Origin of the sequence: Bartonella bennetti, assembly GCF_045945445.1 — a bacterium.
In the GTDB taxonomy this organism is placed as follows: domain Bacteria; phylum Pseudomonadota; class Alphaproteobacteria; order Rhizobiales; family Rhizobiaceae; genus Bartonella.
The window spans coordinates 461,633-487,721 of sequence record NZ_CP174576.1 but is presented as its reverse complement, the minus strand read 5'-3'; the positions used below and the strand labels follow the sequence as shown (position 1 = coordinate 487,721).

General features: G+C 37.4%; 27 protein-coding genes and 3 tRNA genes. 2 read left to right on the top strand and 28 right to left on the bottom strand.

Features of this window, described 5'->3' with window-relative positions:
- Positions 1-164: 164 nt before the first annotated feature.
- The 10 genes from rplL to ACJTDF_RS02200 all read right to left on the bottom strand — a co-directional run bounded on the left by rplL (position 165) and on the right by ACJTDF_RS02200 (position 5,433).
- Complete coding sequence (rplL, locus tag ACJTDF_RS02245; protein ID WP_249676266.1) at positions 165-533, bottom strand: 50S ribosomal protein L7/L12; 369 nt, start codon at positions 531-533, stop codon at positions 165-167.
- A 114-nt stretch (positions 534-647) separates the two neighbouring features.
- A complete protein-coding gene (gene rplJ, locus ACJTDF_RS02240) occupies positions 648-1,157 on the bottom strand; it encodes a 50S ribosomal protein L10 (RefSeq protein WP_407965953.1) in 510 nt (169 codons plus the stop codon).
- Between the two features lie 356 nt (positions 1,158-1,513).
- The gene (gene rplA / locus ACJTDF_RS02235; protein ID WP_407965952.1) at positions 1,514-2,218 is read right to left on the bottom strand and encodes a 50S ribosomal protein L1; all 705 of its coding nucleotides are present in this window, start codon (positions 2,216-2,218) and stop codon (positions 1,514-1,516) included.
- Between the two features lie 4 nt (positions 2,219-2,222).
- The gene (rplK, locus tag ACJTDF_RS02230; protein WP_407965951.1) at positions 2,223-2,651 is read right to left on the bottom strand and encodes a 50S ribosomal protein L11; all 429 of its coding nucleotides are present in this window, start codon (positions 2,649-2,651) and stop codon (positions 2,223-2,225) included.
- Between the two features lie 160 nt (positions 2,652-2,811).
- Positions 2,812-3,342, bottom strand: a complete 531-nt coding sequence (nusG, locus tag ACJTDF_RS02225) for a transcription termination/antitermination protein NusG (protein ID WP_407966197.1) — start codon at positions 3,340-3,342, stop codon at positions 2,812-2,814.
- Between the two features lie 20 nt (positions 3,343-3,362).
- Positions 3,363-3,575, bottom strand: coding sequence for a preprotein translocase subunit SecE (secE, locus tag ACJTDF_RS02220; RefSeq protein ID WP_078680104.1), 213 nt, complete (start codon positions 3,573-3,575; stop codon positions 3,363-3,365).
- 211 nt (positions 3,576-3,786) lie between these two features.
- A tRNA-Trp gene (locus tag ACJTDF_RS02215) sits at positions 3,787-3,859 on the bottom strand.
- A gap of 47 nt (positions 3,860-3,906) precedes the next feature.
- Positions 3,907-5,082, bottom strand: coding sequence for an elongation factor Tu (gene tuf / locus ACJTDF_RS02210; protein ID WP_249676279.1), 1,176 nt, complete (start codon positions 5,080-5,082; stop codon positions 3,907-3,909).
- Positions 5,083-5,251: 169 nt separating this feature from the next.
- Positions 5,252-5,325 (bottom strand) — tRNA-Gly (locus ACJTDF_RS02205).
- Between the two features lie 24 nt (positions 5,326-5,349).
- Positions 5,350-5,433, bottom strand: a tRNA-Tyr gene (locus tag ACJTDF_RS02200).
- Between the two features lie 195 nt (positions 5,434-5,628).
- Between ACJTDF_RS02200 and rlmB the strand changes: the two genes are divergently transcribed.
- Positions 5,629-6,459, top strand: a complete 831-nt coding sequence (gene rlmB, locus ACJTDF_RS02195) for a 23S rRNA (guanosine(2251)-2'-O)-methyltransferase RlmB (RefSeq protein ID WP_407965950.1) — start codon at positions 5,629-5,631, stop codon at positions 6,457-6,459.
- Positions 6,460-6,494: 35 nt separating this feature from the next.
- On the opposite strand, the gene ACJTDF_RS02190 is transcribed toward rlmB, so the two are convergent.
- Together ACJTDF_RS02190 and ACJTDF_RS02185 are read right to left on the bottom strand one after the other, a co-directional pair.
- Positions 6,495-7,280 (bottom strand): ATP12 family chaperone protein, encoded by a 786-nt coding sequence (locus tag ACJTDF_RS02190; protein WP_407965949.1) that lies wholly within the window; start codon positions 7,278-7,280, stop codon positions 6,495-6,497.
- Between the two features lie 1,127 nt (positions 7,281-8,407).
- Positions 8,408-9,391, bottom strand: coding sequence for an RluA family pseudouridine synthase (locus ACJTDF_RS02185; protein ID WP_407965948.1), 984 nt, complete (start codon positions 9,389-9,391; stop codon positions 8,408-8,410).
- A 213-nt stretch (positions 9,392-9,604) separates the two neighbouring features.
- On the opposite strand from ACJTDF_RS02185, the gene ACJTDF_RS02180 reads away from it, so the two are divergent.
- A complete protein-coding gene (locus ACJTDF_RS02180) occupies positions 9,605-11,392 on the top strand; it encodes a glucan ABC transporter ATP-binding protein/ permease (protein ID WP_407965947.1) in 1,788 nt (595 codons plus the stop codon).
- Positions 11,393-11,486: 94 nt separating this feature from the next.
- On the opposite strand, the gene alaS is transcribed toward ACJTDF_RS02180, so the two are convergent.
- From alaS to rpsH, 16 genes are all read right to left on the bottom strand, one after another.
- On the bottom strand, positions 11,487-14,156 hold the full coding sequence (gene alaS, locus ACJTDF_RS02175) for an alanine--tRNA ligase (RefSeq protein ID WP_407965946.1): 2,670 nt from the start codon (positions 14,154-14,156) through the stop codon (positions 11,487-11,489).
- 204 nt (positions 14,157-14,360) lie between these two features.
- A complete protein-coding gene (gene recA, locus ACJTDF_RS02170) occupies positions 14,361-15,404 on the bottom strand; it encodes a recombinase RecA (RefSeq protein WP_407965945.1) in 1,044 nt (347 codons plus the stop codon).
- 242 nt (positions 15,405-15,646) lie between these two features.
- Positions 15,647-16,960: a replication-associated recombination protein A gene (locus ACJTDF_RS02165; RefSeq protein ID WP_407965944.1), complete on the bottom strand. Its 1,314-nt coding sequence runs from the start codon at positions 16,958-16,960 to the stop codon at positions 15,647-15,649.
- 9 nt (positions 16,961-16,969) lie between these two features.
- Entirely contained in the window at positions 16,970-18,364 is a 1,395-nt protein-coding gene (locus tag ACJTDF_RS02160; protein ID WP_407965943.1) for a DegQ family serine endoprotease, read from the bottom strand.
- 293 nt (positions 18,365-18,657) lie between these two features.
- Positions 18,658-19,086, bottom strand: coding sequence for a 50S ribosomal protein L17 (rplQ, locus tag ACJTDF_RS02155; RefSeq protein ID WP_407965942.1), 429 nt, complete (start codon positions 19,084-19,086; stop codon positions 18,658-18,660).
- A gap of 23 nt (positions 19,087-19,109) precedes the next feature.
- On the bottom strand, positions 19,110-20,123 hold the full coding sequence (locus ACJTDF_RS02150) for a DNA-directed RNA polymerase subunit alpha (protein ID WP_407965941.1): 1,014 nt from the start codon (positions 20,121-20,123) through the stop codon (positions 19,110-19,112).
- A 95-nt stretch (positions 20,124-20,218) separates the two neighbouring features.
- Complete coding sequence (rpsK, locus tag ACJTDF_RS02145; protein WP_407965940.1) at positions 20,219-20,608, bottom strand: 30S ribosomal protein S11; 390 nt, start codon at positions 20,606-20,608, stop codon at positions 20,219-20,221.
- Positions 20,609-20,741: 133 nt separating this feature from the next.
- Positions 20,742-21,110 (bottom strand): 30S ribosomal protein S13, encoded by a 369-nt coding sequence (gene rpsM, locus ACJTDF_RS02140; protein WP_078680093.1) that lies wholly within the window; start codon positions 21,108-21,110, stop codon positions 20,742-20,744.
- 183 nt (positions 21,111-21,293) lie between these two features.
- Complete coding sequence (locus ACJTDF_RS02135; RefSeq protein ID WP_407965939.1) at positions 21,294-21,872, bottom strand: adenylate kinase; 579 nt, start codon at positions 21,870-21,872, stop codon at positions 21,294-21,296.
- On the bottom strand, positions 21,869-23,215 hold the full coding sequence (gene secY, locus ACJTDF_RS02130; RefSeq protein ID WP_407965938.1) for a preprotein translocase subunit SecY: 1,347 nt from the start codon (positions 23,213-23,215) through the stop codon (positions 21,869-21,871). Before secY ends, ACJTDF_RS02135 begins: the two co-directional genes overlap by 4 nt.
- Before the next feature lie 131 nt (positions 23,216-23,346).
- Positions 23,347-23,814 carry a 50S ribosomal protein L15 gene (gene rplO, locus ACJTDF_RS02125; RefSeq protein WP_407965937.1) on the bottom strand — a complete coding sequence of 156 codons (468 nt, stop codon included), beginning with the start codon at positions 23,812-23,814 and terminating at the stop codon, positions 23,347-23,349.
- Positions 23,815-23,834: 20 nt separating this feature from the next.
- Positions 23,835-24,041 carry a 50S ribosomal protein L30 gene (gene rpmD / locus ACJTDF_RS02120; RefSeq protein WP_407965936.1) on the bottom strand — a complete coding sequence of 69 codons (207 nt, stop codon included), beginning with the start codon at positions 24,039-24,041 and terminating at the stop codon, positions 23,835-23,837.
- Between the two features lie 30 nt (positions 24,042-24,071).
- On the bottom strand, positions 24,072-24,620 hold the full coding sequence (gene rpsE / locus ACJTDF_RS02115) for a 30S ribosomal protein S5 (protein WP_078680090.1): 549 nt from the start codon (positions 24,618-24,620) through the stop codon (positions 24,072-24,074).
- A gap of 115 nt (positions 24,621-24,735) precedes the next feature.
- The gene (gene rplR / locus ACJTDF_RS02110; RefSeq protein WP_407965935.1) at positions 24,736-25,098 is read right to left on the bottom strand and encodes a 50S ribosomal protein L18; all 363 of its coding nucleotides are present in this window, start codon (positions 25,096-25,098) and stop codon (positions 24,736-24,738) included.
- 12 nt (positions 25,099-25,110) lie between these two features.
- Positions 25,111-25,644, bottom strand: coding sequence for a 50S ribosomal protein L6 (rplF, locus tag ACJTDF_RS02105; protein ID WP_407965934.1), 534 nt, complete (start codon positions 25,642-25,644; stop codon positions 25,111-25,113).
- Between the two features lie 38 nt (positions 25,645-25,682).
- Entirely contained in the window at positions 25,683-26,081 is a 399-nt protein-coding gene (rpsH, locus tag ACJTDF_RS02100; protein ID WP_407965933.1) for a 30S ribosomal protein S8, read from the bottom strand.
- Positions 26,082-26,089: the final 8 nt, after the last annotated feature.

The following is a 26,089-nucleotide window of genomic DNA, read 5'->3' as shown; positions in this document are numbered from 1 at the left end:
AAACAACCAATTTTCTATTTAATTTGACTTTACTATTAGGTTGTTTACAATAATTCCTTCCCTTACAGCTACTAAACTGTAAGGAAAAGGTTTTTCTCGATTAAGCCCCTTTTCTTGAAGGGGAGTGAAATTGATACACATTAATACTTATCAATAAAATAAACTTACTTAAGTTCAACTTTAGCGCCAGCAGCTTCAAGTTGAGCCTTAATTTTTTCTGCCTCATCCTTAGAAGCACCTTCTTTAATAGGCTTAGGCACTCCCTCAACCAAGTCCTTTGCTTCTTTAAGTCCAAGCCCCGTAAGAGCACGAACTTCTTTAATAACATTAATCTTTTGAGCACCGCCATCAGTGAGAATAACATCAAATTCTGTTTTCTCTTCGACAGCTGGAGCAGCAGCACCAACAGCAGCAACAGCCACAGGAGCAGCAGCGGAAACACCCCATTTTTCTTCAAGTAATTTCGAAAGCTCTGCAGCCTCCAAAACAGTAAGGTTAGAAAGATCTTCTACGATCTTTGCTAGATCAGCCATTTTAAAATTCCTTCACTTAAAAGATTTGAATTATTGTTTAGAATTTACCAAAAAAACAGAAAAACATTAAGAACCTCTGTAAACTTGGATTACAAAAAAAACAGCACAGCTGCTTTATCCTCCCCGAGCATATGCACCAATAACACGCGCAACCTGACCTGCAGGTGCATTAACAACCTGAACAATACGGATCGCAGGAGTAGAAACCATACCCAGAATTTTTGCCCGCAATTCGTTCAATGAAGGCAATGAAGCCAAAGACTTTATAGCATCAACACTTAAAGTTGTTGCACCCATTGAACCACCAAGGATAACAAATTGATCATTAGCCTTAGCAAAATCAACAGTAACTTTCGACGCTGTAATTGGATCTTCTGAATAAGCAATAAGCGTTTGTCCAGTGAATAGACCCATCATTGCTTCAGATTTTGTACCCTGAAGAGCGATTTTAGCAAGACGGTTTTTGGCGACTTTAATAGCACCACCTGCTTCATTCATTTTTGAACGAAGATCGTTCATTTGTGAAACAGTCAAACCGGAATAATGTGCAACAACAACAGAACCTGACTCTTGAAAAGTCTTGTTAAGCCATGTAACAAATTTTCCTTTTTCCGCTTTATTCACTATTTTTCTCCATTTAACAGGTTTACTAAAATAAGCCTGTTGGTTACCTTTGATAGCATGAAATTCTTCTATGCTAACGACGAGGATCCTGCCCCCTTCTTCACGCACAAACGATCAAAGGCAATCCTGGCTCAAACCTTTTAAGTTTATCAACTTCAAAGCTCTTACCCCAATCTCATGCAGGCTTTTTCTAATTAAGATACCTAAACAAAGTATCACCTACAATCTCGGACAGGACATTCCGGAATTTCTCCCGGTATGACCTGAGCTCAATAAAGCTCAGATAACTGAATGCCAACAAAAACTGACAACTAAAATATAATCTCAGCCATCAGATACACAAAAAATTACAAGTTTCATATTGACTCTGCACGAACTGTTGCAGGATCAACCTTTATCCCAATACCCATCGTTGAAGAAACTGCAATTCGTTTAATATATTCACCCTTTGCACCTTGTGGCTTAGCTTTAGCAACTGCACCAACAAAAGCTATAACATTTTCCACTATTTTCTCAATTCCCAAAGAAGCCTTACCGATACCAGCATGCACTATACCAGATTTTTCAACACGAAATTCAACAGCACCACCTTTAGAAGCCTTAACAGCATTAGCAACATCAATTGTTACAGTACCAACTTTTGGGTTTGGCATCAAACTCCGTGGGCCAAGAATTTTACCAAGACGACCAACAAGAGGCATCATATCGGGTGTTGCAATACACCTATCAAAATTAATCGTTCCGCTATTAACAATTTCAAATAAATCTTCAGCCCCCACAATATCTGCACCAGCAGCTTTAGCTTCTTCAGCCTTAACACCACGTGCAAAAACAGCAACACGAACATTTCGTCCCGTCTCATTAGGCAAATGAGCAACTCCCCGAATCATCTGATCTGCATGACGAGGATCAACACCTAAATTCATTGAAATCTCAATTGTTTCATCAAATTTAGCAACAGCACGTTCTTTGACCATTGAAATAGCATCTGTTAAAGCATAAAGCTTATTAAAATCAACGCCCTCACGAATTTTATGTATTCTCTTTGCTATCTTTACCATAATACTAGCCTAATACCTCTAAGCCCATAGAGCGAGCAGAACCTTCAACCATGCGCATTGCCGCTTCGATATCATTTGCGTTAAGATCTTTCATCTTTGCCTCCGCAATCGAATGAATCTTATCACGAGAAATCGTTCCTACAAACACCTTACCTGGCTCTTTCGAACCACATTTTAAATTTGCTGCCTTTTTCAAAAAAAAGGATACCGGAGGAGTCTTCAACAAAAACGTAAAAGACTTATCTTGATAATAAGTAATAACTACTGGAATCGGCGCACCTTTTTCCATTTCCTGCGTCGCTGCATTAAACGCCTTACAAAACTCCATAATGTTAATACCACGCTGCCCAAGAGCAGGACCTATTGGAGGTGATGGAGTAGCCGCTCCTGCAGGAATCTGTAATTTCAACTGACCTACACTTTTTTTTGCCATAATACCCTGCCTCTAAATTTATACTGGTAAATTGGCTGCTTCAAATTATGCCAAAAACCCACTGCAGTTTGATAGTCTGGATCATTAAGCCGGCAAAGCTATAAATCACCTTCCATCTTAATCTATTTTCAAAGTGATCAAAAAACCACTTTAATCCCAATCAAAGCTTTTCAACCTGATCAAACTCCAAATCAACAGGCGTAGGACGCCCAAAAATTAATACTTCAACCTTAAGGCGAGAACGCTCTTCTTCAACCTCTTGAACAATACCATTAAAAGAAACAAAAGGTCCATCTGCTACTCGAACTTGCTCACCCACTTCAAATGACATAGAAGATTTTGGAGACTCAACTCCCTCTTTAACTTGTTTAAGAATTTGCTCAGCTTCGCGATCAGAAATAGGAACAGGACGCGCATCTGAACCTAAAAATCCCGTCACTTTAGGAGTATTCTTAATGAGATGATAAACCTCATCCGTCAACTCAGCACAAACAAGAATATAACCAGGAAAGAATTTGCGCTCGGAATCAACCTTACGACCACGACGAATTTCAACAACACGCTCAGTCGGAACAAAAACCTTTTTAAATAAATGATCAAGCCCTTTTTGCTTTGCCTCTTTATCAATAGCTTCCGCTACCTTTTTTTCAAAGTTTGAATACACTTGAACAATATACCAACGAGCAGCCACAGTCATACTTCCTTGCACTATCAACTAAAAAGATACTTTAGAAGATCAATACCCTGCCATACACCAAAATTTACCGTCTGATCCACAACAAAAAAGAAAACTGAAGCCAACGCCGTTACTATCAATACCATAACAGTAGAAATCACTGTTTCACGACGTGTAGGCCATTTTACTTTAGCTGTTTCTGCACGAACTTGTTTCAAAAAGGTAATAGGATTGATTTTAGATGCCATTAATCACACTACATTCTTTCTAAACTTATTGCAAACTACACAATAAAAAACATGACAAAAATGCAAAAAATTACAACCATCCTTATACAATCTCATCATCTTTCATTCAATACAGATTCATGCACAAAAAAACAAGCCCTATATAAAAAAAAGAAAATAAACGTAATCAATCTATTCTCTCTCTAACTATAATTCAAATCACAATTCACGGCAGGGGCAGCAGGATTTGAACCCGCGACCTGCGGTTTTGGAGACCGCCGCTCTACCAACTGAGCTATACCCCTAATCTTTTAGAAAACACCTTAAATACATTTTAAGTAATTTATTTCAGCTATTCAATAATTTTAGATACGATACCAGCTCCAACGGTGCGCCCCCCCTCTCGGATAGCAAAACGAAGCTTCTCTTCCATTGCAATTGGCACAATCAAAGAAACATCCATAGCAACATTATCACCTGGCATAACCATTTCCGTTCCTTCAGGGAGTGTAACTATACCGGTAACATCTGTTGTACGAAAATAAAATTGCGGGCGATAATTCGTGAAAAATGGTGTATGACGACCCCCTTCATCTTTCGTTAAAATATAGGCCTCAGCTTTAAACTTAGTATGAGGCGTAACAGAACCAGGCTTCGCAAGTACTTGACCACGCTCAATCCCCTCACGATCAACACCACGAAGCAAAGCTCCAATATTATCACCAGCCTGACCTTGATCTAAAAGCTTGCGGAACATTTCAACCCCGGTAACTGTCGTCTTAGATGTAGGACGTATACCAATAATCTCTATTTCCTCACCAACTTTAATAACACCACGTTCAACACGACCCGTAACAACCGTTCCTCGACCAGAAATAGAAAAAACATCCTCTATAGGCATCAAAAACGGCTGATCAACTGGACGCTCAGGCGTTGGTATATACTTATCAACTTCACTCATCAAAAGACGAACAGAATCTTCACCTATGCTCTTATTAGAATCCTCAAGCGCTGCTAAAGCCGAGCCTTTAACTATGGGAATATCATCGCCAGGAAAATCATATTTCGATAAAAGCTCGCGAACTTCAAGCTCCACAAGTTCTAAAAGCTCGCTATCATCAACCTGATCAACCTTATTGAGAAAAACAACAATCGCTGGAACACCAACCTGACGCGCCAACAAAATATGCTCACGCGTTTGAGGCATAGGTCCATCTGCTGCAGAAACAACTAATATGGCCCCATCCATTTGCGCCGCTCCTGTAATCATGTTCTTAACATAATCTGCATGACCAGGACAATCAACATGAGCATAGTGACGACTCTCCGTTTCATACTCAACATGCGCAGTAGATATCGTTATACCACGCGCCCGCTCTTCAGGCGCCGCATCAATTTGGTCATATGCTTTAAATTCACCAAAATACTTCGTAATCGCTGCCGTCAATGAGGTCTTCCCATGATCAACATGACCAATCGTTCCTATATTAACATGCGGCTTCGTACGTTCAAATTTGCTCTTTGCCATCGCTGTCAATCTCTCGTCTTAAATTAGTTAGCACAAAAAAGGATCTCAAAACCAAATCAAACCGGCCCAATACCTCAGTCCGGCATAACAACTATAAAACGAAAATATTCGTCTCTATTTTATAATGGAAAAATACTTCCACCATTTTACTCAATCGCCAGTTTATATTTGGAGCGGGTAGCGGGAATCGAACCCGCGTATTCAGCTTGGAAGGCTGCTGCTCTACCATTGAGCTATACCCGCAATATATCAGCTCTATTTGATGAATGGTGAAGGGGGTTGGATTCGAACCAACGTAGCATACGCAACGGATTTACAGTCCGTCCCCTTTAACCACTCGGGCACCCCTCCATTACATCGGCAGAGCTGGGCGATAAAGCATCACTACAACCAATCTCTTTCTACTAAGTTCAGACTGGCTGAGGGTTGGTTATGGCGTTTAGTATTGTATCTGTCAACAAAATAAATATGGTTCTTTACAAATTTCCTACTAAATAATTTAAAATTTTATATTTTTTCTATATACAAATGCATTATAAGTGCAATATGAAAAAAAATATACCTCAAGACTCTCATTACGCTCGTCTTCGTCGTCGATATCGCGATATAAAAGGCTCTTTTTTTCAATCTTCAACATATGTAAAACAACCATTTATCCCATTACAAAAAGCACAAATTTACCTTTATGGTATTCATCCAGTTCATGCAGCATTGAAGAATCCTCGAAGAATTTTGAGACATCTGTATGCTACACCAAATGCGTTAAAACGTCTTAATATAAACGAATCGGATATACCGTGTCCTATAACATCATGCTCACCTAAAAAACTGGAAACATTTGTAGGAAGCGAAGCCGTTCATCAAGGAATTGTATTAGAAACTGAACCTCTAAAATCACATTCTTTATCGGAATTGACAAATACCAATCTTATCATTGTCATGGACCAAATTACTGATCCACATAACGTTGGCGCTATTATGCGCTCTGCAGTAGCCTTTAAAGCTGGAGCAATCATTACTACTAATCGCCATTCGCCACAAGAAAGTAGCGTACTTGCCAAAGCAGCCTCTGGAGCTTTAGAGCTCATTGAATACATCACAGTACATAATCTTTCTAAAGCACTTAAAGAGCTTCAACAAATGAACTTTATTAGTTTTGGACTTGATTCAGAAGGTGAATTTCCTTTAGAGACGGCGTTAACAGGAAATAAAATCTCTCTTATCCTAGGAGCAGAAGGTAAAGGGCTACGTCAAAAAACACGCGAAAATGTTTACTCATTAGTACGCCTGGATCTGCCTGGAGATATTAAGTCATTAAACGTTTCAAATGCGGCAGCAATTGCGCTCTACGCAGCTCACAAATATCTTAGACGATAATTTTTATTTTACTATAGTAAATTGAGATGAGAATTTCACTTAGAGCAAACAGCAATAATTGTAGCTGCTGCATTAAATTCAGCCTTTTTATAAGCACGACGTGCTATTGTTTCCTCATCTTTTCCCCATTGTTCCATTGTCCAATCTTCATCTAAATGCGCCATAGCCCAAGCATCATCTGTACAAATTTTCCTCTCAGCCACAGCAAAAGCAATAAGAGCTGATCCTGTTAAAGTAGTCATCGCATGAAGCGCAGCCAGCGTATAAGGAGACTCTATCTTGCGTAAATAATTGCTCACCGCTTGAATAGACTCAGGTGGTTGTTCAACATGCATAAGCCCTTCCACTAAGTTAAAATGTGTCCCTAATTTTTCTTCTGCCCAATCAAGTAAAAAATCCCATTTTTCAGATTGTCGTTTCACTAGTTCTTTTGGTGTTTGTGCTCGATAAAAAATCATATCACATGAAACAAAACGCAACAAATGTTCAAAAATAATTTGCATATTATCAATTATACCGTCAATAACAGTATTAACCAAACGCGTCATCGGCATTTTTACTGGATCAATCACCGCTTTTTGTACAATAAATTCTTGCGCTACTAATGTAGCAAGCGTTTCTACCGGTACAAAAAAATCACGTTTCGCAGGTGTCTTTAATAGTCTCCCATCTAGTAAAATAAAAAATTTTTCCTCTTTACAGATAACATTTACTTTTTCATAAAACCGCTTAGGCAATGACCGACATAATAACTTCTGAGGATGATGAAGAGATTTACCTTCATTCAATAAAATATCAACATCACCTAAAATTTCACGCATTTCGTTCTACCTTTAATATTTTCAATAAGCCTAACTAAAGTTTCTAGAATAAAATTTGCAATCATTAGCTACAAAAAATACTGTACAACAATTTTCAAACATATCAACTATAGTCATTCCAACTAATACTAAAGTATTATGCACATTTAACTATCAACAATCTTATACTACAATCTCTGAATGATAATCTTAACATCAGCTCATAATCTCTTATAATCATTGATTTATAACTCAATATTCTTAAATATTTTTCATATAACAGCGAATGCTAAAATACTTTCTGATAAAGGTGCTATCAAATTACACAACCTTTTGGATTTCTTAATAAGCTATGCATAGTATTGATCATATAATACTCTGCAGAAAATATAACTTTTTGGACTATCGTAATTTTGTATAATCAAACGTAAATCTATCTTCAAAATAAGTGCAGCCATAAACCTAGAGATTACTATAAAACCTTTATTTCACAAGAAACATAAACATTTATTGAGATGTTTATGCAATATTACAACCTGAGTTTTAAAAACGAAAAAACCAGTTTTAATATCTATGTCCAAGTAGTTATTTTTCAAAGTAAAATTATGATGCAACACAGAAATATCTACAAATGAAATAACTATTTTTGTACAAAAGATTCACCAAATATTACTTATGGCTATAATACCATCATCTAATAATGAAGCAAGGAAGGATTAATTTTAAAAAGCAATGCAATTTTAATCAACAACATAATACTCAAACACTATACTATATCAGTTATAGAGGTGTTTTATTAGCATATTTAGTATTTAAGCTACATATGCTTTTGATGCTTTTATAAGTACCTGCTTTAATTTTAATAAGATAGATCACCCATTTAAGAGGTGATTTAAAAAAAATCTCCTAGCTAATATTTTGATCCTATTACTGATTACAGAGCTCTCAAACGATTTTTATTTATACGTCAATTATTCTTGTAACGTGCAAATAACTTCTTTATTTGTTTTAAAATAGACTAGGTTTCAATAAGATAACGTTTCTCTTTCTTAAATTTTCATTCAAAATAAAAATGATATATTATCATTATCAATCAATTAATTAATTAATTATTAATCTTGAAAAAACAAAGTACAGTGTTTTTTCTATTATTCTGTGCCACCATCGATTTCGTTAAAAGCAAAAAGATTAAAACTTTGCAGCATATGAGGTGGTAAAGGTGCAGTAATATCTAATATACCTCCTGAAGGATGAGGTATACGAATACGACGTGCATGAAGATGAAGCCGATTTTGCATTCCTCCTGGCAATGCCCAATTACTATCAGAAAAAAAATATTTTGAATCGCCAATAATCGGATGGTTCATATAAGCAGCATGCACACGTAATTGATGTGTTCTACCTGTATAGGGCTCCATTTCAAGCCAAGAAAGGGCTTTTCCTCGTGTATCCAAAACACGATAATAAGACACTGCATGATTGGAATCTGGTTGTCTACGTTCACAAACACGCATTTTATCACCTTGTTCAGTTATTTCTCTGACCATCCATGTCGAAATTTTATCTTGTTTTTTTCTAGGTACTCCCCGTACCAAGGCCCAATAAGTTTTCTTTGTTTCTCGTGTTCTAAAAGCAGCAGTCAAAGCCTGTGCCGCTCCTCTTGACCGTGCCACAACAAGAACTCCCGATGTCTCACGATCAATGCGATGAACCAATCGTGGTTTTTCACCTTTTTTATTGCGCCATACTTCAAGCATACTATCAACATGACGCGTCAAACCAGAACCGCCTTGTACAGCTAAACCTGCCGGTTTATTAAAAACAAAAATTTTTGAATCTTCGTAAAGGAGCATATCTTTTAAGATTACTTCATCGTCCTGTCCACAAATGATTTTATTGATTACAGGAACACTATTTTCTTTATCTATAAGTAAAGGGGGCACACGGATAGATTGACCGACAACAAGACGCACATCATTTTTAACACGTCCACCATCAACCCGTATCTGTCCAGAACGTAGAAGCTTTTGCAAATATCCAAACCCAACATCTGGATAATATACCTTAAACCAGCGATCTAAACGCATTCCACTTTCATCTGCCTCAACCTTTTTTATTTTTACACCCACCATAACAATTCTCTTGCTATAAAATTTGTTATTAACATTCTCATCCTACTGTATATAAACACAAAAAAACGATCTTATAAATTGATGCTATCACGCTGCATTACAATCCGTATCCAAAATTGCATTCTCCTACTGCATAAATTTTATTAGTTCAAAGACTAATCACTAATATTAGAGAATCAAAAACCTGATCATGAGAATTGGAGATAATCATCTGTGTCTTTATTTAAAATTTATGCTCGTGTTCTTTCTTATCTCAACAAAGAAAAAAATGCATCCATTTTAATCTGTTCAGCTAATGTTACTTTAGCTATAATTACAATTATAGAACCTATTTTATTTGGACAGGTTATTGATGCAATTGCAGATAAATCGGGCATTGTTTCTACCCTTACAATGTGGGTAGGCTTTGGTGTTTTTAATATTATTTCTTATGTACTCGTAGCGCGTAGTGCTGACCGCTTAGCACATAGATGTCGCTTAACTGTTTTAATAGAATCTTTCGAACGTATCATTGCTATGCCATTAATCTGGCATCAGCAACGTGGAACTTCTAATGCTTTTCATACATTACTACGTGCAATAGATTCTATGTCAACCATATGGCTTGACTTTATGCGTCAACATCTCTCAACTCTTGTTGCATTATTTGTTCTCGTGCCAATAGCTTTTAAAATGAATTGGCGTCTTTCAATAGTTTTGCTTGTCCTCGCTATTATCTATGTATTAATTGCACGCTTAGTGATGCAAAAAACAAAAGATGGACAAGCAGCAGTAGAACGCTACCACCATGATCTTTTTAAACATGTCAGTGATTCAATTTCCAATGTTGCCATTGTACAAAGCTATAATCGAATAATAGAAGAAACCTGCGCGCTTCATCAACACGCAGATAATCTTCTTAAAGCCCAGAATCCTGTTTTAAATTGGTGGGCTCTCGCTAGTGGATTAAATCGAATGGCTTCAACAATTTCCATAGTATGTGTCCTTCTTTTAGGTGCTTTTTTTGTAACAAAAGGCCAAGTGCGAGTAGGAGAAGTTATTGCTTTTGTTGGATTCGCTCAATTAATGATTAATCGTCTTGATCAAATTAGCAATTTCATCAATTTAGCTATATCTTCACAGGCAAAACTAAAAGACTTTTTTGAAATGGAAGACTCTACTGTTCATATCAATACACCAGAAAATCTTCCTTCTATTCAAAATGTTAAAGGTGTCATTCAATTTCATCATGTATCCTATAAATTTCTCAATTCTTCTCAAGGTGTTTTTGATATTTCATTTAAAGTTAAAGCAGGACAAACCGTTGCAATTGTCGGGCCAACAGGTGCTGGAAAGACAACATTAATTAATTTGTTACAACGCGTATACGATCCCACATTTGGACACATCAGTATTGATGGAATAGATATACGAACAATTAATCGTGAATCTTTGCGTAAATCTTTAGCAACAGTCTTTCAAGATTCTGGTCTTTTCAACCGTAGTATTCGCAATAACATTTCAATAGGCAAAGCAACCGCAACAGATGAAGAACTTTATGAAGCGGCAAAGATAGCTGCTGCTCATGACTTTATTCTAAGAAAAAACGATTGTTATGATACACTAGTGGGTGAGCGAGGTTCACAGTTATCAGGTGGAGAAAGACAACGATTAGCAATCGCACGTGCTATCTTAAAAAATGCACCCATCCTTATTTTGGATGAAGCAACAAGTGCTCTCGATGTTGAAACAGAAGCTCGTGTTAAAAATGCTATCGATTGTGTAAGTCAAAACCGCACTACCTTTATTATAGCACACCGTCTTTCAACAATCCGCAATGCTGATCTTATATTATTTTTAGATCATGGACGTTTAATTGAAAAAGGTAGCTTTCAAGAACTGATCAGCAAAGGGGGGCGCTTCTATAAATTATTACAAACTAGCGGTTTAATGATTGATCAAGAAACAACAAAAACAGAAAATGAAAACATAGTGCCATTACACAAAGCTATTGCATCATAAAATTGTTTCTTTCTGTGCCTTTAAATAAAAATTTAATTTAACTATATCCAATTTAAGCTTTCTTAAAAACTGCAACATAAAACAAGAATAAAAACTACCCTTTAAGAAAAGCCTTTAACGCCGTAATCGCTTCCTCAGCTTTATCTCCTTTGGAACCACCAGCCTGTGCCATATCAGGGCGTCCGCCACCACCCTGACCACCAAGAACAACGGAAATAATGCGCACTAAATCAACAGCATTTAACGTATTTATTAAATCATCAGTAACCCCAACAACAGCGCTTCCTTTGCCATCTTCCGAAACACTAATAAAAGCAACCACTCCAGATTTAATTTGCTTTTTTCCAGAATCCACCAATGTTTTAAGATCTCGTACTGCAATGTTTCTAAGAACACCGCCCATAAAAGAAATGCCATTAATATCAATAGTTGTAATTTCCCCTTTTCTACCCTGTAAAGCCTTACCATTTAGAACAACATTCTTACGTGTATTATTCAACTCTTTTTCAAATTTACGACGATCATCAAACAAATTCCTTACACGTTCCTCCAAATTAGCAGGAGAAACTTTTAAAAAACTAGCAATTTCATAAATTCGCTTATCTTGTTGACTCAGATAAAGGCGCGCAGCTGTACCCGTTAAAGCCTCAATACGACGAACTCCAGAAGCCACAGAACTTTCAGCAACAATATAAATTAAACCAATATCACCTGTTCTCTGTACGTGAGTACCCCCACAAAGCTCAATTGACCAATGCTTTTTGAATGCTATTGGCTCACATCTCTCTCCCATAGAAACAACACGAACTTCATCGCCATATTTTTCACCAAACAATGCCATTGCCCCTTCAAAAATTGCATCATCCAGCGCCATCAAGCGGGTTGTGACCTGACTATTTTGCAACACAATATCATTTGCCAAGTCTTCTACTCTTTTTAGTTCTTCTGATGAAATTGGCTTTGGATGAGAAAAATCAAAACGCAACCGACTAGGAGATACTAAAGATCCCTTCTGTGCAACATGAGGTCCTAATATACGACGCAAAGCTTCATGCAATAAATGGGTAGCAGAATGATTGGCACGAATTTTTCTACGACGCTCAGAATCAACAGTAAGTTCTACACAATCAGATATCTTTGCTTGACCAGATTTTACTTCTCCAATGTGAATAAAAACACCATCACCCCTTCTCTGGGTATCACGCACTTCGAAAACAAAAGACTCACCAGAAATAACACCACTATCACCTATCTGCCCGCCAGACTCAGCATAAAAAGGCGTCTGATTGACAACAAGCATGGCATCTTGCCCTGAAGAAATATGATCAACAATTTCACCATCACAAATAAGAGCCGTAATAACGCCTTCAGCTTTTTCTGTTTCATAACCTAAAAATTCTGTAGTTCCTACCTGATCACGAATAGAAAACCATATTGTTTCTGTTATTGATACGCCAGAACCAGACCAATTGGCGCGGTTTTCCGCTTTCTGAAGCTCCATTGCTTTTTCAAAAGCTTCGATATCAACAGATATTCCACGACGTCGAAGAGCATCTTGCGTCAAATCAAGTGGAAAACCATATGTATCATAAAGTTTAAAGGCAACCTCACCATCAAAATGATCGCCTTCCTTAAGATCAGTGCTTGCTTCATTTAATAAACTAAGTCCTCGTTCAAGAGTTTTATGAAAACGGGTTTCTTCCAACTTTAAGATTTCTGAAATTAAGGACTCAGCACGCACTAACTCGGGATAAGCTTGCCCCATTTCGCGAATTAAAACAGGCAAAAGTCGCTCCATTAATAACTCTTTAGCACCAAGAAAATGAGCATGACGCATAGCACGACGCATAATACGACGCAAAACATATCCCCGACCTTCATTGGAAGGAAGGACACCATCAGAAATCAAAAACGCCGAAGAACGGAGATGATCAGCAATAACACGATGGCTAGCAATAAACTCACCCGTTGCATTTACTCCTGTTATCTCTTGTGAAGCATGAATTAATTTACAAAAAAGATCAATATCATAATTATCATGAACACCTTGCAAAACAGCTGCAATGCGCTCTAATCCCATACCAGTATCAATAGAAGGACAAGGTAATTCAATTCGCTCTTCTTTATTAACTTGCTCATATTGCATAAAAACAAGATTCCAAATTTCAATAAAGCGATCACCATCCTCATCAGCACTTCCCGGAGGCCCCCCAAAAATTTCACCGCCATGATCATAAAAAATCTCTGAACAAGGACCACAGGGACCTGTATCCCCCATCGACCAAAAATTATCATTGGTCGCAATACGGATAATTTTTTCGTTTGGAAGTCCCGAAATTTTACGCCACAATTCAGCTGCAATATCATCAGTATGATAAACTGTAACCAATAATTTATCTTTCGAGAGACAAAACTCTTTGGTTAAAAGATTCCACGCAAAAAAAATTGCTTCTTCTTTAAAATAATCACCAAAAGAAAAGTTCCCAAGCATTTCAAAAAAAGTATGATGACGTGCTGTATAACCAACATTATCAAGATCATTATGCTTTCCACCCGCACGGACACATTTTTGTGCTGTTGTTGCCCTTTTATAAGGGCATTGTTCAAATCCAGTAAAAACGTTTTTAAACTGAACCATTCCTGCATTTGTAAACATCAATGTAGGGTCATTACGTGGAACCAGCGGACTCGAAGAAAGAATTTCATGTCCATTACGACGAAAGTAATCCAGAAAAGTTGACCGGATATTATTAACACTATTCATATTTACACCTGTAGAATAAAGCAAAAAATCGCAAAAAACAAATGACTATCTAATACAGCAATTCTCTGCTACCTTTAAAGCTTTAATCAAGATAGAAATATTCTCACAGAAAAATAAAAGTAAACGATCTTCTACTTCAAAATTCTAACAAATAAAAACAGAATAAACTTTAAATAAAGAAACCCTATTCAAACTAATATTGTATCAGATTGATTCATCACCCTCTGTACTTTCTAATCCAGAATTTTCTAGCAATTCAATTGCGATTAAACCAGCATTTTGTCGTAAAGCTGTTTCAATCTCAGCAGCTATTTCTGCATGTTCACGTAAAAACTGCTTTGCATTTTCACGCCCCTGCCCTAAACGTTGAGAATTATAAGAGAACCATGAACCAGATTTTTCTACAAGACCAACTTTAACACCTAAATCTACCAATTCCCCCAATTTAGAAATGCCCTCACCATAAATAATATCAAATTCAACTTGCTTGAATGGAGGTGCTAACTTATTTTTTACAACTTTAACACGAGTCTGACTTCCAATAATTGTGTCACGATCTTTAATAGCCCCAATGCGACGAATATCCAAACGAACGGAAGCATAAAACTTTAAAGCATTTCCACCTGTTGTTGTTTCAGGAGAACCAAACATTACACCAATTTTCATACGAATTTGATTGATAAAAATAACCATACAGTTAGAGCGAAAAATCGATGCTGTTAATTTTCGTAATGCCTGACTCATTAACCTAGCTTGTAATCCAGGTAAAGCATCTCCCATTTCACCATCAATTTCTGCACGTGGTGTCAAAGCTGCCACTGAATCAACAACAAGCACATCAACTGCACCAGAGCGAACAAGTGTTTCTGTAATTTCCAATGCCTGTTCACCAGTATCTGGCTGAGAAATAAAGAGATTTTCTAAATCAACACCGAGTTTACGTGCATAAATAGGATCAAGAGCGTGTTCTGCATCAATAAAAGCACAAATCCCACCATTTTTCTGCGCCTCAGCAATAGAATGAAGAGCCAGTGTTGTTTTCCCAGAACTTTCTGGTCCATAAATCTCAATAATGCGCCCTTTGGGTAGTCCGCCTATCCCCAAAGCAATATCCAAAGATAACGAACCAGTTGAAACTGTCTCAATTTCAACAACCTGCTCTTTCTGCCCAAGACGCATAATTGAGCCTTTACCAAACGAACGTTCAATCTGTGAAAGAGCAGATTCTAGAGCTTTTGTTTTATCCACAATTATATCCTTAGTGAGTTATAACAAATTTAATATACAATATGTACTTGTACTATATACTGTACTCTTCACCTAATTAAAGCCTCTAATTTGGATGTTCACAGACTATTTCTTTTTATTCTTCGTTGTTTCAACAGTACCAGATTCTCTCCACTTAAAAGAAACTACGTTTTCTTTTAACAATATGACTAAATACAAAAAACTATCAAAAGTATACTCCTATTCTCTCTGAAATCTTATTTTTAATTAACTCGTTTTTGTCGTAACTTCTTCCACCACTCAAGACGCTTCGTAATTTCGCGCTCAAAACCACGTTGTTGTGGTTGGTAATAAATCTGACGCCCAAGTTCTTCAGGAAAATATTCCTGCCCTGAAAAAGCATCTTGTTCATCATGGTCATAACGATAACCATGCCCATATCCCTCTTCTTTCATAAATTTTGTGGGAGCATTAAGAATGTGCTTAGGAGGAGATAAAGAACCGTTTTTGCGAGCACTATGCATTGCCGCTTTATAAGCAAGATAAGTTGCATTTGATTTTGGTGCAGTTGCAATATAAAGACATGCTTGCACAAGAGCTAATTCCCCTTCAGGCGATCCTAGATAACTATAAGCATCTTTTGCTGCATTACAAATTACAAGAGCTTGTGGATCTGCTAAACCAATATCTTCAATAGCTATACGAACCAACCTACGCCCAATATATAAAGGATCTTCACCTGCATCAAACATACGTGCAAGATAATAAAGTGCAGCATCAGGATCAGAACCACGAACTGATTTATGCAATGCTGAAATAAGATTATAATGACTATCTCGTCCTTTATCGTAAATCGGAGCTCGACGCTGAATAACAGCTTGCAGAGTTTTGGCATTAAACACTTCTTCTGACTGTGCAACACGCCAAATCTCTTCTGCTAATGTTAAAGCTGCTCTTGCATCACCGTCAGACATCCTTATCAAAATTTCTCTAGCTTGATCATCTAAAGGCAGTAATCTTCCCTCCATTTTTTCAGCACGCTTCAAAAGTATGTCCAAACTTTCATTATCATGTGTGTGAAAAGTTAAAATACGTGCACGTGAAAGAAGAGCAGCATTAAGTTCAAATGAAGGATTTTCAGTTGTTGCTCCTACAAGAATTATAGTTCCATCTTCCATAAAAGGTAAAAAACTATCCTGTTGAGCACGATTAAAGCGATGAATTTCATCGATAAATAATAATGTCTGACATCCAGACATCAAACGAGCTCGAGCTACTTCAAAAATTTTCTTTAGTTCGGATATTCCAGTAAAAATAGCAGAAACTTGTTCAAAAGCAAAATTTGTTTCAAGTGCCAATAAACGTGCTATCGTCGTTTTACCTGTACCTGGCGGTCCCCAAAAAATCATGGAACTAAATGAACCAGATGCAACCATACGTGAAAGAAAACCTTCCGCTCCAATTAAATGGTTTTGTCCTACCACTTCATGAAGAGAGCGGGGACGCATCCTTTCTGCAAGGGGGCGATTTTGATTAACACAAGCATCAAAAGATAAAGTAAAAAAATCTTTATTCAAATAAAATCCTCAGCGAATCAATTGACGAATATGTACACCATTGCGCTCATATTCTAGTTCCCAAATATGTGAGTGTTTTTGCGTAAGCACTTTTTTCAATTGACTCACAGTTTGAATTTTATGGCCATTAACAGTATGCAAAATATCTCCAGGACGAAAAATACCCGCAGCGTTACCTAGTTGGTCAACATTGGTAATTATTACACCTTTCGCAGTGACAGGAAGATGAAATCGTCGACTATTGTACTGCGTTAAATCTAATACTTCAGCACCAGAAAGAGGGTTTTCTCCTACAATTTTTTCAGATTTTACAAACGCAGACTCTGGTGTTGATAATACAGTTATTTCTGTTTTAAAAATTTTTCCATCCCGTAAATATTCTAAAACAAGGCTCTGCCCAATCCTAGTTGTCATCAAACGATATCCAAGACTATCTGGACTCTCAATTTGCACCCCTTGCACACTCAAAATAACATCACCTACTTTTAAACCAGCTTTCTCAGCGGGACTACCTTTGGTAATCTCAATAATGAGAGCACCATATGAATGTTCTAAGCCTAAACCATCTGCAATATCAGGTGTAATACCTTGAAAAGATGCCCCAATATAAGGCGGCACAAAAAACTTTCCACCACGCTTAACTGTATCAAGAACGACTTTAATAAGATTAGCTGGAATAGCAAAACCAATCCCGACAGAACCACCTGAACGTGAATAAATAGCCGTATTAATCCCTATTAATTGGCCTTTCATATCAATTAAAGCCCCACCAGAATTACCTGGATTAATAGCAGCATCTGTTTGAATGAAAAAATCAAAATCAGAAACACCTATACGCGTACGCGCTTGTGCTGAAACAATACCGCTTGTAACTGTCTGACCAACGCCAAAAGGATTACCAATTGCTAGAACAAGATCTCCAACTTCCACTGTATCAGAATCCCCCAAAGGGAGAACAGGAAATTGAGAACCTTTCGAATTAATTTCAAGTACTGCAATATCAGTCGTTTCATCCTTTAATATAACTGTACTTTCAAATTCCCGACCGTCAGAAAAAGCAACTTTAATTTCGCTAGCATCCTTAATGACATGGTAACTAGTAACGATCAAACCACGTGTATCAACAATCACCCCAGATCCTAATGATGCCTGAGTACGCAAGGACCGCTTACCTTGATAACGACCAAAAAATTGTTCAAAAAATGGATCTCCCTCAAAAGGCGAACGCACTCTAACTTTCCGTGCAGCATAAATATTCACAACAGATGGAACAGTTTTTTTAACTAAAGGAGCAAATGAAAAAGTAATATCTGATTGTTTTTGTGGAATTTGAGCATTCGCATAACGGAACGTTATTTGTGCCATAATCACAAAAAAAATCCCCATTAAAATAGAATATTTCATTATTAGCTCCTTCATAAACTAAAGGCTTACTTCATAAGATAAGAAGCCCTCCTACTTACCTTAAAAATTGATAATCATCACTAAATAACTGATGAGTTAGGCACAAAAAACTTATCTAAACAACAAACAATATATAAATTAAACAACTCAACGAATAGAGATCGCTCCTCTCCTTTTTATATACTGGAAAAAATTAGCCCTACAATTTTATTTAAAAACCGCTCTTAAAATTTAATAAAAAAAAACCGCCTTTAAAAGACGGTTTTTAAAAAACTAATAAAAAATTGCTCCTTTTATGAAGTAGCTTCCTCTTTAACAGCTGTTGCCTCCATACGTGCATGATCGACAGCGCCCTTTGCATCAACATCGCGATCAACAAACTCAATAACAGCCATAGGAGCATTATCACCAGTACGAAAACCTGCCTTCATAATACGCAAATAACCACCTTTACGTGATACATAACGTGCAGCTAACGTATCAAACAATTTTGCAACATGTTTCGCATCGCGAAGAGCTGAAATTGCTTGCCGACGTGCATGCAAATCTCCACGCTTACCAAGCGTAACTAATTTTTCAACAATAGGACGAATTTCTTTAGCCTTTGGAAGCGTCGTCACAATCTGCTCGTGCTCAATAAGCGAAGCCGCCATATTTGCAAACATTGCTTTACGATGACTAGCCGTTCGGTTCAGCTTGCGACCTGATTTACTGTGGCGCATAAGCCTTCTCCTTCAATTTTAATTTAATACTGATCTTCATAACGTTTAGCAAGATCATCAATGTTTTCAGGAGGCCACGCAGGAATTTCCATTCCAAGATGGAGCCCCATACATGCGAGAACTTCCTTAATTTCATTCAATGATTTCCGTCCAAAATTTGGTGTCCGAAGCATTTCAGCTTCCGTTTTTTGGATAAGATCACCAATATAAACAATATTATCATTTTTAAGACAATTTGCTGAACGCACTGAAAGTTCTAATTCGTCTACCTTTTTGAGCAAGGCCGGATTAAAAGAAAGCTCAGAATCCGGCTCTTCAATCAATTCTTTTTGTGGTTCTTCAAAATTAACAAATACCAATAACTGATCCTGAAGAATACGCGCTGCAAAAGCAATTGCATCTTCACCGTTAACAGCACCATTAGTTTCAATTGTTAATGTCAATTTATCATAATCCAGAATTTGTCCTTCACGTGTATTCTCTACTTTATAAGATACTTTACGAACTGGTGAATAAAGGCTATCAACAGGAATAAGACCTATTGGTGCATCATCAATACAATTTCGTTCCGCTGGAACATAACCCTTCCCTGTATTGACAATAAGTTCCATGCGAACTTCTGCGTCTTCATCCAATGTGCAAATAACATGCTCCGGATTAAGGATTGCCATATCTCCAATTGTTTGTATATCCCCAGCTTTAACTACACCAGGCCCTTCTTTACAGAGAATAACCCGCTTAGGTCCCTCCTCTTCCATACGTATAGCAATCTCTTTGATATTTAAAATAATATCTGTAACATCTTCACGAACACCTGGAATTGACGAGAATTCATGTAAAATACTATCAATTTGTACAGCAGTAACTGCAGCGCCACGAAGTGATGACAGCAACACACGACGCAATGCATTTCCTAATGTCAGACCAAAACCACGTTCAAGAGGCTCCGCAACTACACTTACAATATTTGGATCATTATGCGCATGAAACTCCACTTTATTGGGTTTAATTAATTCCTGCCAGTTTTTCTGGATCATATTTTTATTCCTGTTCTTTAGTTCCGTTACCATTCAATCGCAACGGCCAGTGTGAACATCGGAGAAATCTCCGACAATGAAAAACAATACCCAAATTAAACACGTCGTCTTTTACGCGGACGACATCCATTATGAGGGATTGGTGTCACATCACGAATGGAAGTAATTAAAAAGCCAACAGATTGCAATGCACGTAAAGCGGATTCACGACCTGCTCCAGGACCACAAACTTCAACTTCCAATGAACGCATACCATGTTCTTGGGCTTTTTTAGCACAATCCTCTGCTGCAACCTGTGCAGCAAAAGGCGTAGATTTACGTGATCCCTTAAATCCTTGAGCTCCAGCAGATGACCATGCAATTGTATGTCCCTGAGAATCAGTAATAGTAATCATCGTATTATTAAATGTTGAATTGATATGTACAACACCTGATGAAACATTTTTACGCTCGCGACGGCGAACACGCGTGGCTTCTTTGGCCATAGTTTTCCTTTCAATGATCTCTCTACTGCCGTAACACCAGCAGCTCCACCTTATTCATTTTTGTTTTAAAGTTCAACAAAAACAAAATATCCAAAACAAAACCTTCACAATCAACTAAAGCAATTAAAGATTTTTACTTCTTCTTACCAGCAATTGCTTTAGCAGGACCTTTACGTGTACGTGCATTTGTATGCGTACGCTGCCCACGAACAGGTAAAGAGCGACGATGACGTAAACCACGATAACAGCCAAGATCCATCAAACGCTTCACACTCATCGCAACTTCGCGACGGAGATCCCCTTCAACTTGATAACTTTGGTCTATTGTCTCACGAATCTGTAAAACTTCCGCATCCGAAAGCTCATGTACACGACGCTCTAGAGGAATACCAACTCTCTCGATAATTTCCTGAGCAAATTTTTGTCCAATCCCATAGATATATTGAAGTGCAATAACTACACGCTTATTTGTCGGGATATTGACGCCAGCAATACGGGCCACGCCTATTCTCCTTGAGTATGTTAACAGTTTACCATAAAATACTTGAAGCATTTTATAGAAAAAAATGGCTTCGGTTTAAACATGTTCCGAATCCCGTTATTCCTACTGAAATGAATCAAATTGATTTCTGATAGATTTCATTATAAAAGTCAACTCTTTTCAATTTATTTTTGATAGAGTCCTTCATTTAAAAAGCTCTTTAATTGCGCGTGATACATCAGAAACATCAACCATTCCATCAACTGTTTTGAGCAATCCAATATCCGAATAAAACTTTGATACAGGAGCTGTTTTTTCGCGATATTCCACTAATCGTTTTGCAAAAGCACCAGGATTATCATCTGAACGAGCCTGCTCACCAGAAACAACTGTTTCCTGTACACGCTTTTTTATACGCTCAATCAACGCGTCTTCATCAACAATAAGCTCAATAACCGCATCAAGTTGTTCATTTTTTGATTTTAAAATTCGCTGCAATGCCTCTGCTTGTGCCACGGTCCGCGGATATCCATCCAATATAAAACCACCTGCGCAATCACTTTCACTAATACGCTCTGATACAATTTGATTAACAATATTATCAGGTACCAAAGAACCAGATTCCATTATCGCTTTAGCTATTTTACCAACTTCTGTTTCTTTCATAATAACTGCACGCAGCATATCACCCGTGGACAACTGAGGAATATTATATTCATCTGTAAGTATTTTAGCTTGCGTACCTTTGCCAGCTCCAGGAGGACCTAAAAGAATCACTCTCATCGTTTTCTTCTGCCTCCACGAAGTTTTGATTTTTTAATCAACCCTTTATATTGATGTGCAACAAGGCTCCCCTGAATTTGAGCAACTGTATCAAGTGTAACAGTAACAACAATGAGTAAAGACGTACCACCAAGATAAAAAGGAATATGCAATGTTGATATAATAAACTCAGGAAGTAAACAAATCAGAATAATATAAACAGCTCCAACAACAGTAATACGCGTTAAAACATAATCAATATACTCAGCTGTACGCTCACCAGGGCGAATCCCTGGAATAAAACCAGAATGCCTTTTTAATTGTTCTGCTGTATCACTCGAACTAAATACAATAGCTGTATAGAAAAAGCAAAAAAACGCCATCAAAGCAGCGTAAACAATCATATAAAGTGGTTGTCCATGACCAAGAAAAAAAGAAATAGTTTGGACCCATTGTGGCATTTTATCAGAAAAATTATTAATGGTTGCAGGTAACAATAATAAAGATGAAGCAAAAATTGGAGGGATAACACCAGCAGTATTTAACTTCAAAGGAAAATGAGACATATCACCTTGAAACATCTGGTTTCCAACTTGACGCTTCGGATACTGAATAATAATCCTCCTTTGTGCACGCTCTACAAAAACAATAACACCAATAATCAAAACAGCAATAACAACAATTCCGATTAATAAAAAAGTTGATAAATCAGCCTGACTATGAGCAGTTAAAAGCTGAGCAAAAGTAGAAGGGAAATTTGCTACAATACCTGTAAAAATAATTAGGGAAACTCCATTACCAATGCCACGTGACGTAATCTGTTCACCAAGCCACATTAAGAATATTGTTCCACCAACTAATGAAATAACCGCCGAAACACGAAATATTATACCTGGTTCTATAACTATTTGAAGACCCGTTCCTATACCAGTTTCAAGCGCAACTGCAATACCAAAAGCTTGTAAAATTGCCAATATAACTGTCATATAACGAGTATATTGATTGATAATCTTACGACCTAATTCTCCCTCTTTTTTGAGCGCTTCTAATGAAGGAACAATCGATGTTAACAACTGTACAATAATTGACGCTGATATATAAGGCATTATACCTAACGCAAAAATTGCCATACGTCCCACAGCACCCCCAGCAAACATATTAAACAGCCCTAATACACCAGATGCGTGATGTTCAAATGTTTGTCGTAAAACATCAATATTAATGCCAGGCAAAGAAATATAAGTACCAAAACGATATACAAGAAGCGCAGCCAAAGTAAACCAAATACGTTTTTTTAATTCAGTTGCACGCGAAAAAGCGCCAAAATTCATATTGGAAACCAATTGCTCTGCAGCTGATGCCATAAATTTTCTCCAGTTTATAGGCTAAATTTTTAACTTAAATAAGCATATTTTTTTAAGACTCAATATTCTTTATGAATAATCAATAAAAGAGAGGTGCACACTCCGCAGCATTATTTATGCCATAATAATAATCATTGAGTAGCCTTGCAAAAATTAACCTGACCACCAACCTCTTCAATTTTTTTACGAGCCATTTCAGAAGCGCCAGAAACATTAAATGTAATCTTAGCTTTTAACTCTCCATCGGAAAGAAGACGCACGCCATCTTTTACCCGACGAATGATACCAGCTTCTTTTAATGTAACAACATCAACTGATTTCTTAATATCCAATTTACCTACATCAACTGCTAATTGAATACGACCTAACGAAACCTCATTGTAAGCTTTAGAAAACAAATTCTTAAATCCGCGCTTCGGTAAACGGCGATAAATAGGCATTTGCCCTCCTTCAAAACCATTAAGAGAGACACCAGAACGTGACTTCTGACCTTTAACACCACAACCACCAGTTTTACCAGTACCAGAACCAATACCACGCCCAATACGTTTACGGCTCTTTCTTGCGCCCCCACGATCACGTAATTCATTGAGCTTCATTTTATATACTCCTGCAACTTTTAATTTTCATCTATAACTCGAACAAGATGCTGAATTTTAGCAATCATACCTCGCACACAAGGCGTATCTTCTAAAATACGACGGCGATGCATTTTATTTAATCCAAGCCCCTTTAACGTTGCACACTGCACCTGCGGCTTCCGAATCGAACTTCTAATTTGCTCTACTGTTATAGTCTTGCTAATCTGAGATTTTTTTTGAATCATTTTTAATTCCCTTTTCAACAAGCCTAGATACTATTCTTCTGAACCAATCAAATTTTGACGGCGCGCCTGCAACACTGAATACTTAATGCCTCGCTGTGCCGCGATATTTTTAGGATGTACCTGGTGCTTTAATGCATCAAAAGTTGCGCGCACCATATTATAGGGATTTGACGAACCTAATGATTTTGCAACAATATCTTGCATACCAAGTGTCTCAAAAATGGCACGCATTGGCCCACCAGCAATAATACCAGTACCAGCAGAAGCCGCACGCAACAAAACATAACCAGCCCCATGACGACCTTCAACATCATGATGTAATGTACGCCCAGACCGAAGCGGTACATAAATCATTTCACGTTTTGCAGACTCTGTAGCCTTACGAACCGCCTCAGGCACTTCACGCGCTTTACCATGACCAAAACCAACACGCCCTTTTTGATCTCCAACAACAACAAGAGCAGCAAAACCAAAACGCCGACCACCCTTCACAACTTTAGAAACACGATTAATATGAACAAGCCTATCAATAAACTCACTATTACGCTCATCCCGATCACTACGCTCTTTTTGTGCCATTCCTCATTCCTTTTTCTTTTCCGGAAGCACGCTAACAAAGTCTTAGCACGAAACCAAAGGAACTCACACGAAATATCCTAAAGATCTCCTTACTAAACTTTCTAAGCAATATACTTTAAAAGTTTAAACCACCCTCACGGGCAGCTTCAGCCAAAGCCTTTATTCTACCATGATAAACATATGGTCCACGATCAAAAACAACTTCCTCAACACCAACTTTTTTCGCACGCTCAGCAATTAACTTACCAACGACAAAAGCAGCTTCTTTATCAGCACCACTTTTTAAAGAGTTTTTCAAATTCTTTTCAAGAGTACATGCAGAAACAAGAGTACGTCCACTTTTATCATCAATAATTTGAGCATAAATATTCTGATTTGAGCGATAAACACTAAGCCGCAGACGACCATTAGCAACCGCTTTAATTTGACGACGAACACGTTGGGCTCTACGTTGGATAATTCCCTTAGAAGAAACCATGTCATGAAATCCTTATTTCTTTTTACCTTCTTTACGAACAATATGCTCATCTGCATACTTAACACCTTTACCCTTATAAGGCTCAGGTGCACGATATTCGCGAATTTCTGCTGCTACTTGTCCAACTTTCTGTTTATCAATTCCGAAAACAATAATTTCTGTCGGCTTAGGAACTGTTACGGTAACATCAGATGGTACTTTATAAATAACATCATGAGAAAAACCTAATGATAACTGAATATCTTTCCCCTGCAAAGCAGCACGATAACCAACACCATTAATTTCAAGTTTTTTTTCAAAACCATCTTTTACACCACAAAAAATATTTTCAATCATCGAACGCGACATACCCCATTTAGAGCGAGCACCCTTTGATTGATCACGTGGCTCTACTAATACAACATTCCCCTCAAGCTTAACTAAAACTTCATCATTAACGACATAACTCAACTCACCTTTCGGACCTTTCGCCTTAACCAACTGACCATCAACGATAGCAGTAATTCCAGAAGGAACCGAAATGGGTTTTTTTCCAATACGAGACATTGTTCTAACCTGTTTTTCTTCTATTTCCCTAAAATTAATTAGAAAACACGACAGAGAAGTTCTCCACCAACATTTTGTTTACGCGCCTCATGATCGGCCATCACCCCATTGGGAGTCGATAAAATTGAAATACCAAGACCATTTGCCACTGGAGGAATAGCTTTAGCAGAAACATAAACACGACGACCTGGCTTTGAAATACGCGAAATTTCACGAATAACAGTTGAACCTTCAAAATATTTTAACTCAATTTCAATTGAAGATTTTCCATTACCGGAATCAACTTGATTATACCCGCGAATATAGCCTTCTAATTTTAGAACATCAAGAACCCCTGCACGAAGTTTAGACGCAGGAGTGATGACCTTTCCTTTTTTACGACCAAGCGCATTCCGGATACGAGTCAACATATCACCAAGAGGATCTGACATAGACATCTAATAAA

Bases quoted from the DNA above. Each gene is read 5' to 3' on its own strand.
- rplL (WP_249676266.1), bottom strand. From the start codon at position 533: ATGGCTGATCTAGCAAAGATCGTAGAAGATCTTTCTAACCTTACTGTT.
- rplA (WP_407965952.1), bottom strand. From the start codon at position 2,218: ATGGTAAAGATAGCAAAGAGAATACATAAAATTCGTGAGGGCGTTGAT.
- rplK (WP_407965951.1), bottom strand. From the start codon at position 2,651: ATGGCAAAAAAAAGTGTAGGTCAGTTGAAATTACAGATTCCTGCAGGA.
- secE (WP_078680104.1), bottom strand. From the start codon at position 3,575: ATGGCATCTAAAATCAATCCTATTACCTTTTTGAAACAAGTTCGTGCA.
- tuf (WP_249676279.1), bottom strand. From the start codon at position 5,082: ATGGCAAAGAGCAAATTTGAACGTACGAAGCCGCATGTTAATATAGGA.
- rlmB (WP_407965950.1), top strand. From the start codon at position 5,629: ATGAAAAAAAATATACCTCAAGACTCTCATTACGCTCGTCTTCGTCGT.
- ACJTDF_RS02190 (WP_407965949.1), bottom strand. From the start codon at position 7,280: ATGCGTGAAATTTTAGGTGATGTTGATATTTTATTGAATGAAGGTAAA.
- ACJTDF_RS02185 (WP_407965948.1), bottom strand. From the start codon at position 9,391: ATGGTGGGTGTAAAAATAAAAAAGGTTGAGGCAGATGAAAGTGGAATG.
- alaS (WP_407965946.1), bottom strand. From the start codon at position 14,156: ATGAATAGTGTTAATAATATCCGGTCAACTTTTCTGGATTACTTTCGT.
- ACJTDF_RS02160 (WP_407965943.1), bottom strand. From the start codon at position 18,364: ATGAAATATTCTATTTTAATGGGGATTTTTTTTGTGATTATGGCACAA.
- rplQ (WP_407965942.1), bottom strand. From the start codon at position 19,086: ATGCGCCACAGTAAATCAGGTCGCAAGCTGAACCGAACGGCTAGTCAT.
- ACJTDF_RS02150 (WP_407965941.1), bottom strand. From the start codon at position 20,123: ATGATCCAGAAAAACTGGCAGGAATTAATTAAACCCAATAAAGTGGAG.
- rpsK (WP_407965940.1), bottom strand. From the start codon at position 20,608: ATGGCCAAAGAAGCCACGCGTGTTCGCCGTCGCGAGCGTAAAAATGTT.
- ACJTDF_RS02135 (WP_407965939.1), bottom strand. From the start codon at position 21,872: ATGAGAGTGATTCTTTTAGGTCCTCCTGGAGCTGGCAAAGGTACGCAA.
- secY (WP_407965938.1), bottom strand. From the start codon at position 23,215: ATGGCATCAGCTGCAGAGCAATTGGTTTCCAATATGAATTTTGGCGCT.
- rplO (WP_407965937.1), bottom strand. From the start codon at position 23,814: ATGAAGCTCAATGAATTACGTGATCGTGGGGGCGCAAGAAAGAGCCGT.
- rpmD (WP_407965936.1), bottom strand. From the start codon at position 24,041: ATGATTCAAAAAAAATCTCAGATTAGCAAGACTATAACAGTAGAGCAA.
- rpsE (WP_078680090.1), bottom strand. From the start codon at position 24,620: ATGGCACAAAAAGAGCGTAGTGATCGGGATGAGCGTAATAGTGAGTTT.
- rplR (WP_407965935.1), bottom strand. From the start codon at position 25,098: ATGGTTTCTTCTAAGGGAATTATCCAACGTAGAGCCCAACGTGTTCGT.
- rplF (WP_407965934.1), bottom strand. From the start codon at position 25,644: ATGTCTCGTATTGGAAAAAAACCCATTTCGGTTCCTTCTGGAATTACT.
- rpsH (WP_407965933.1), bottom strand. From the start codon at position 26,081: ATGTCTATGTCAGATCCTCTTGGTGATATGTTGACTCGTATCCGGAAT.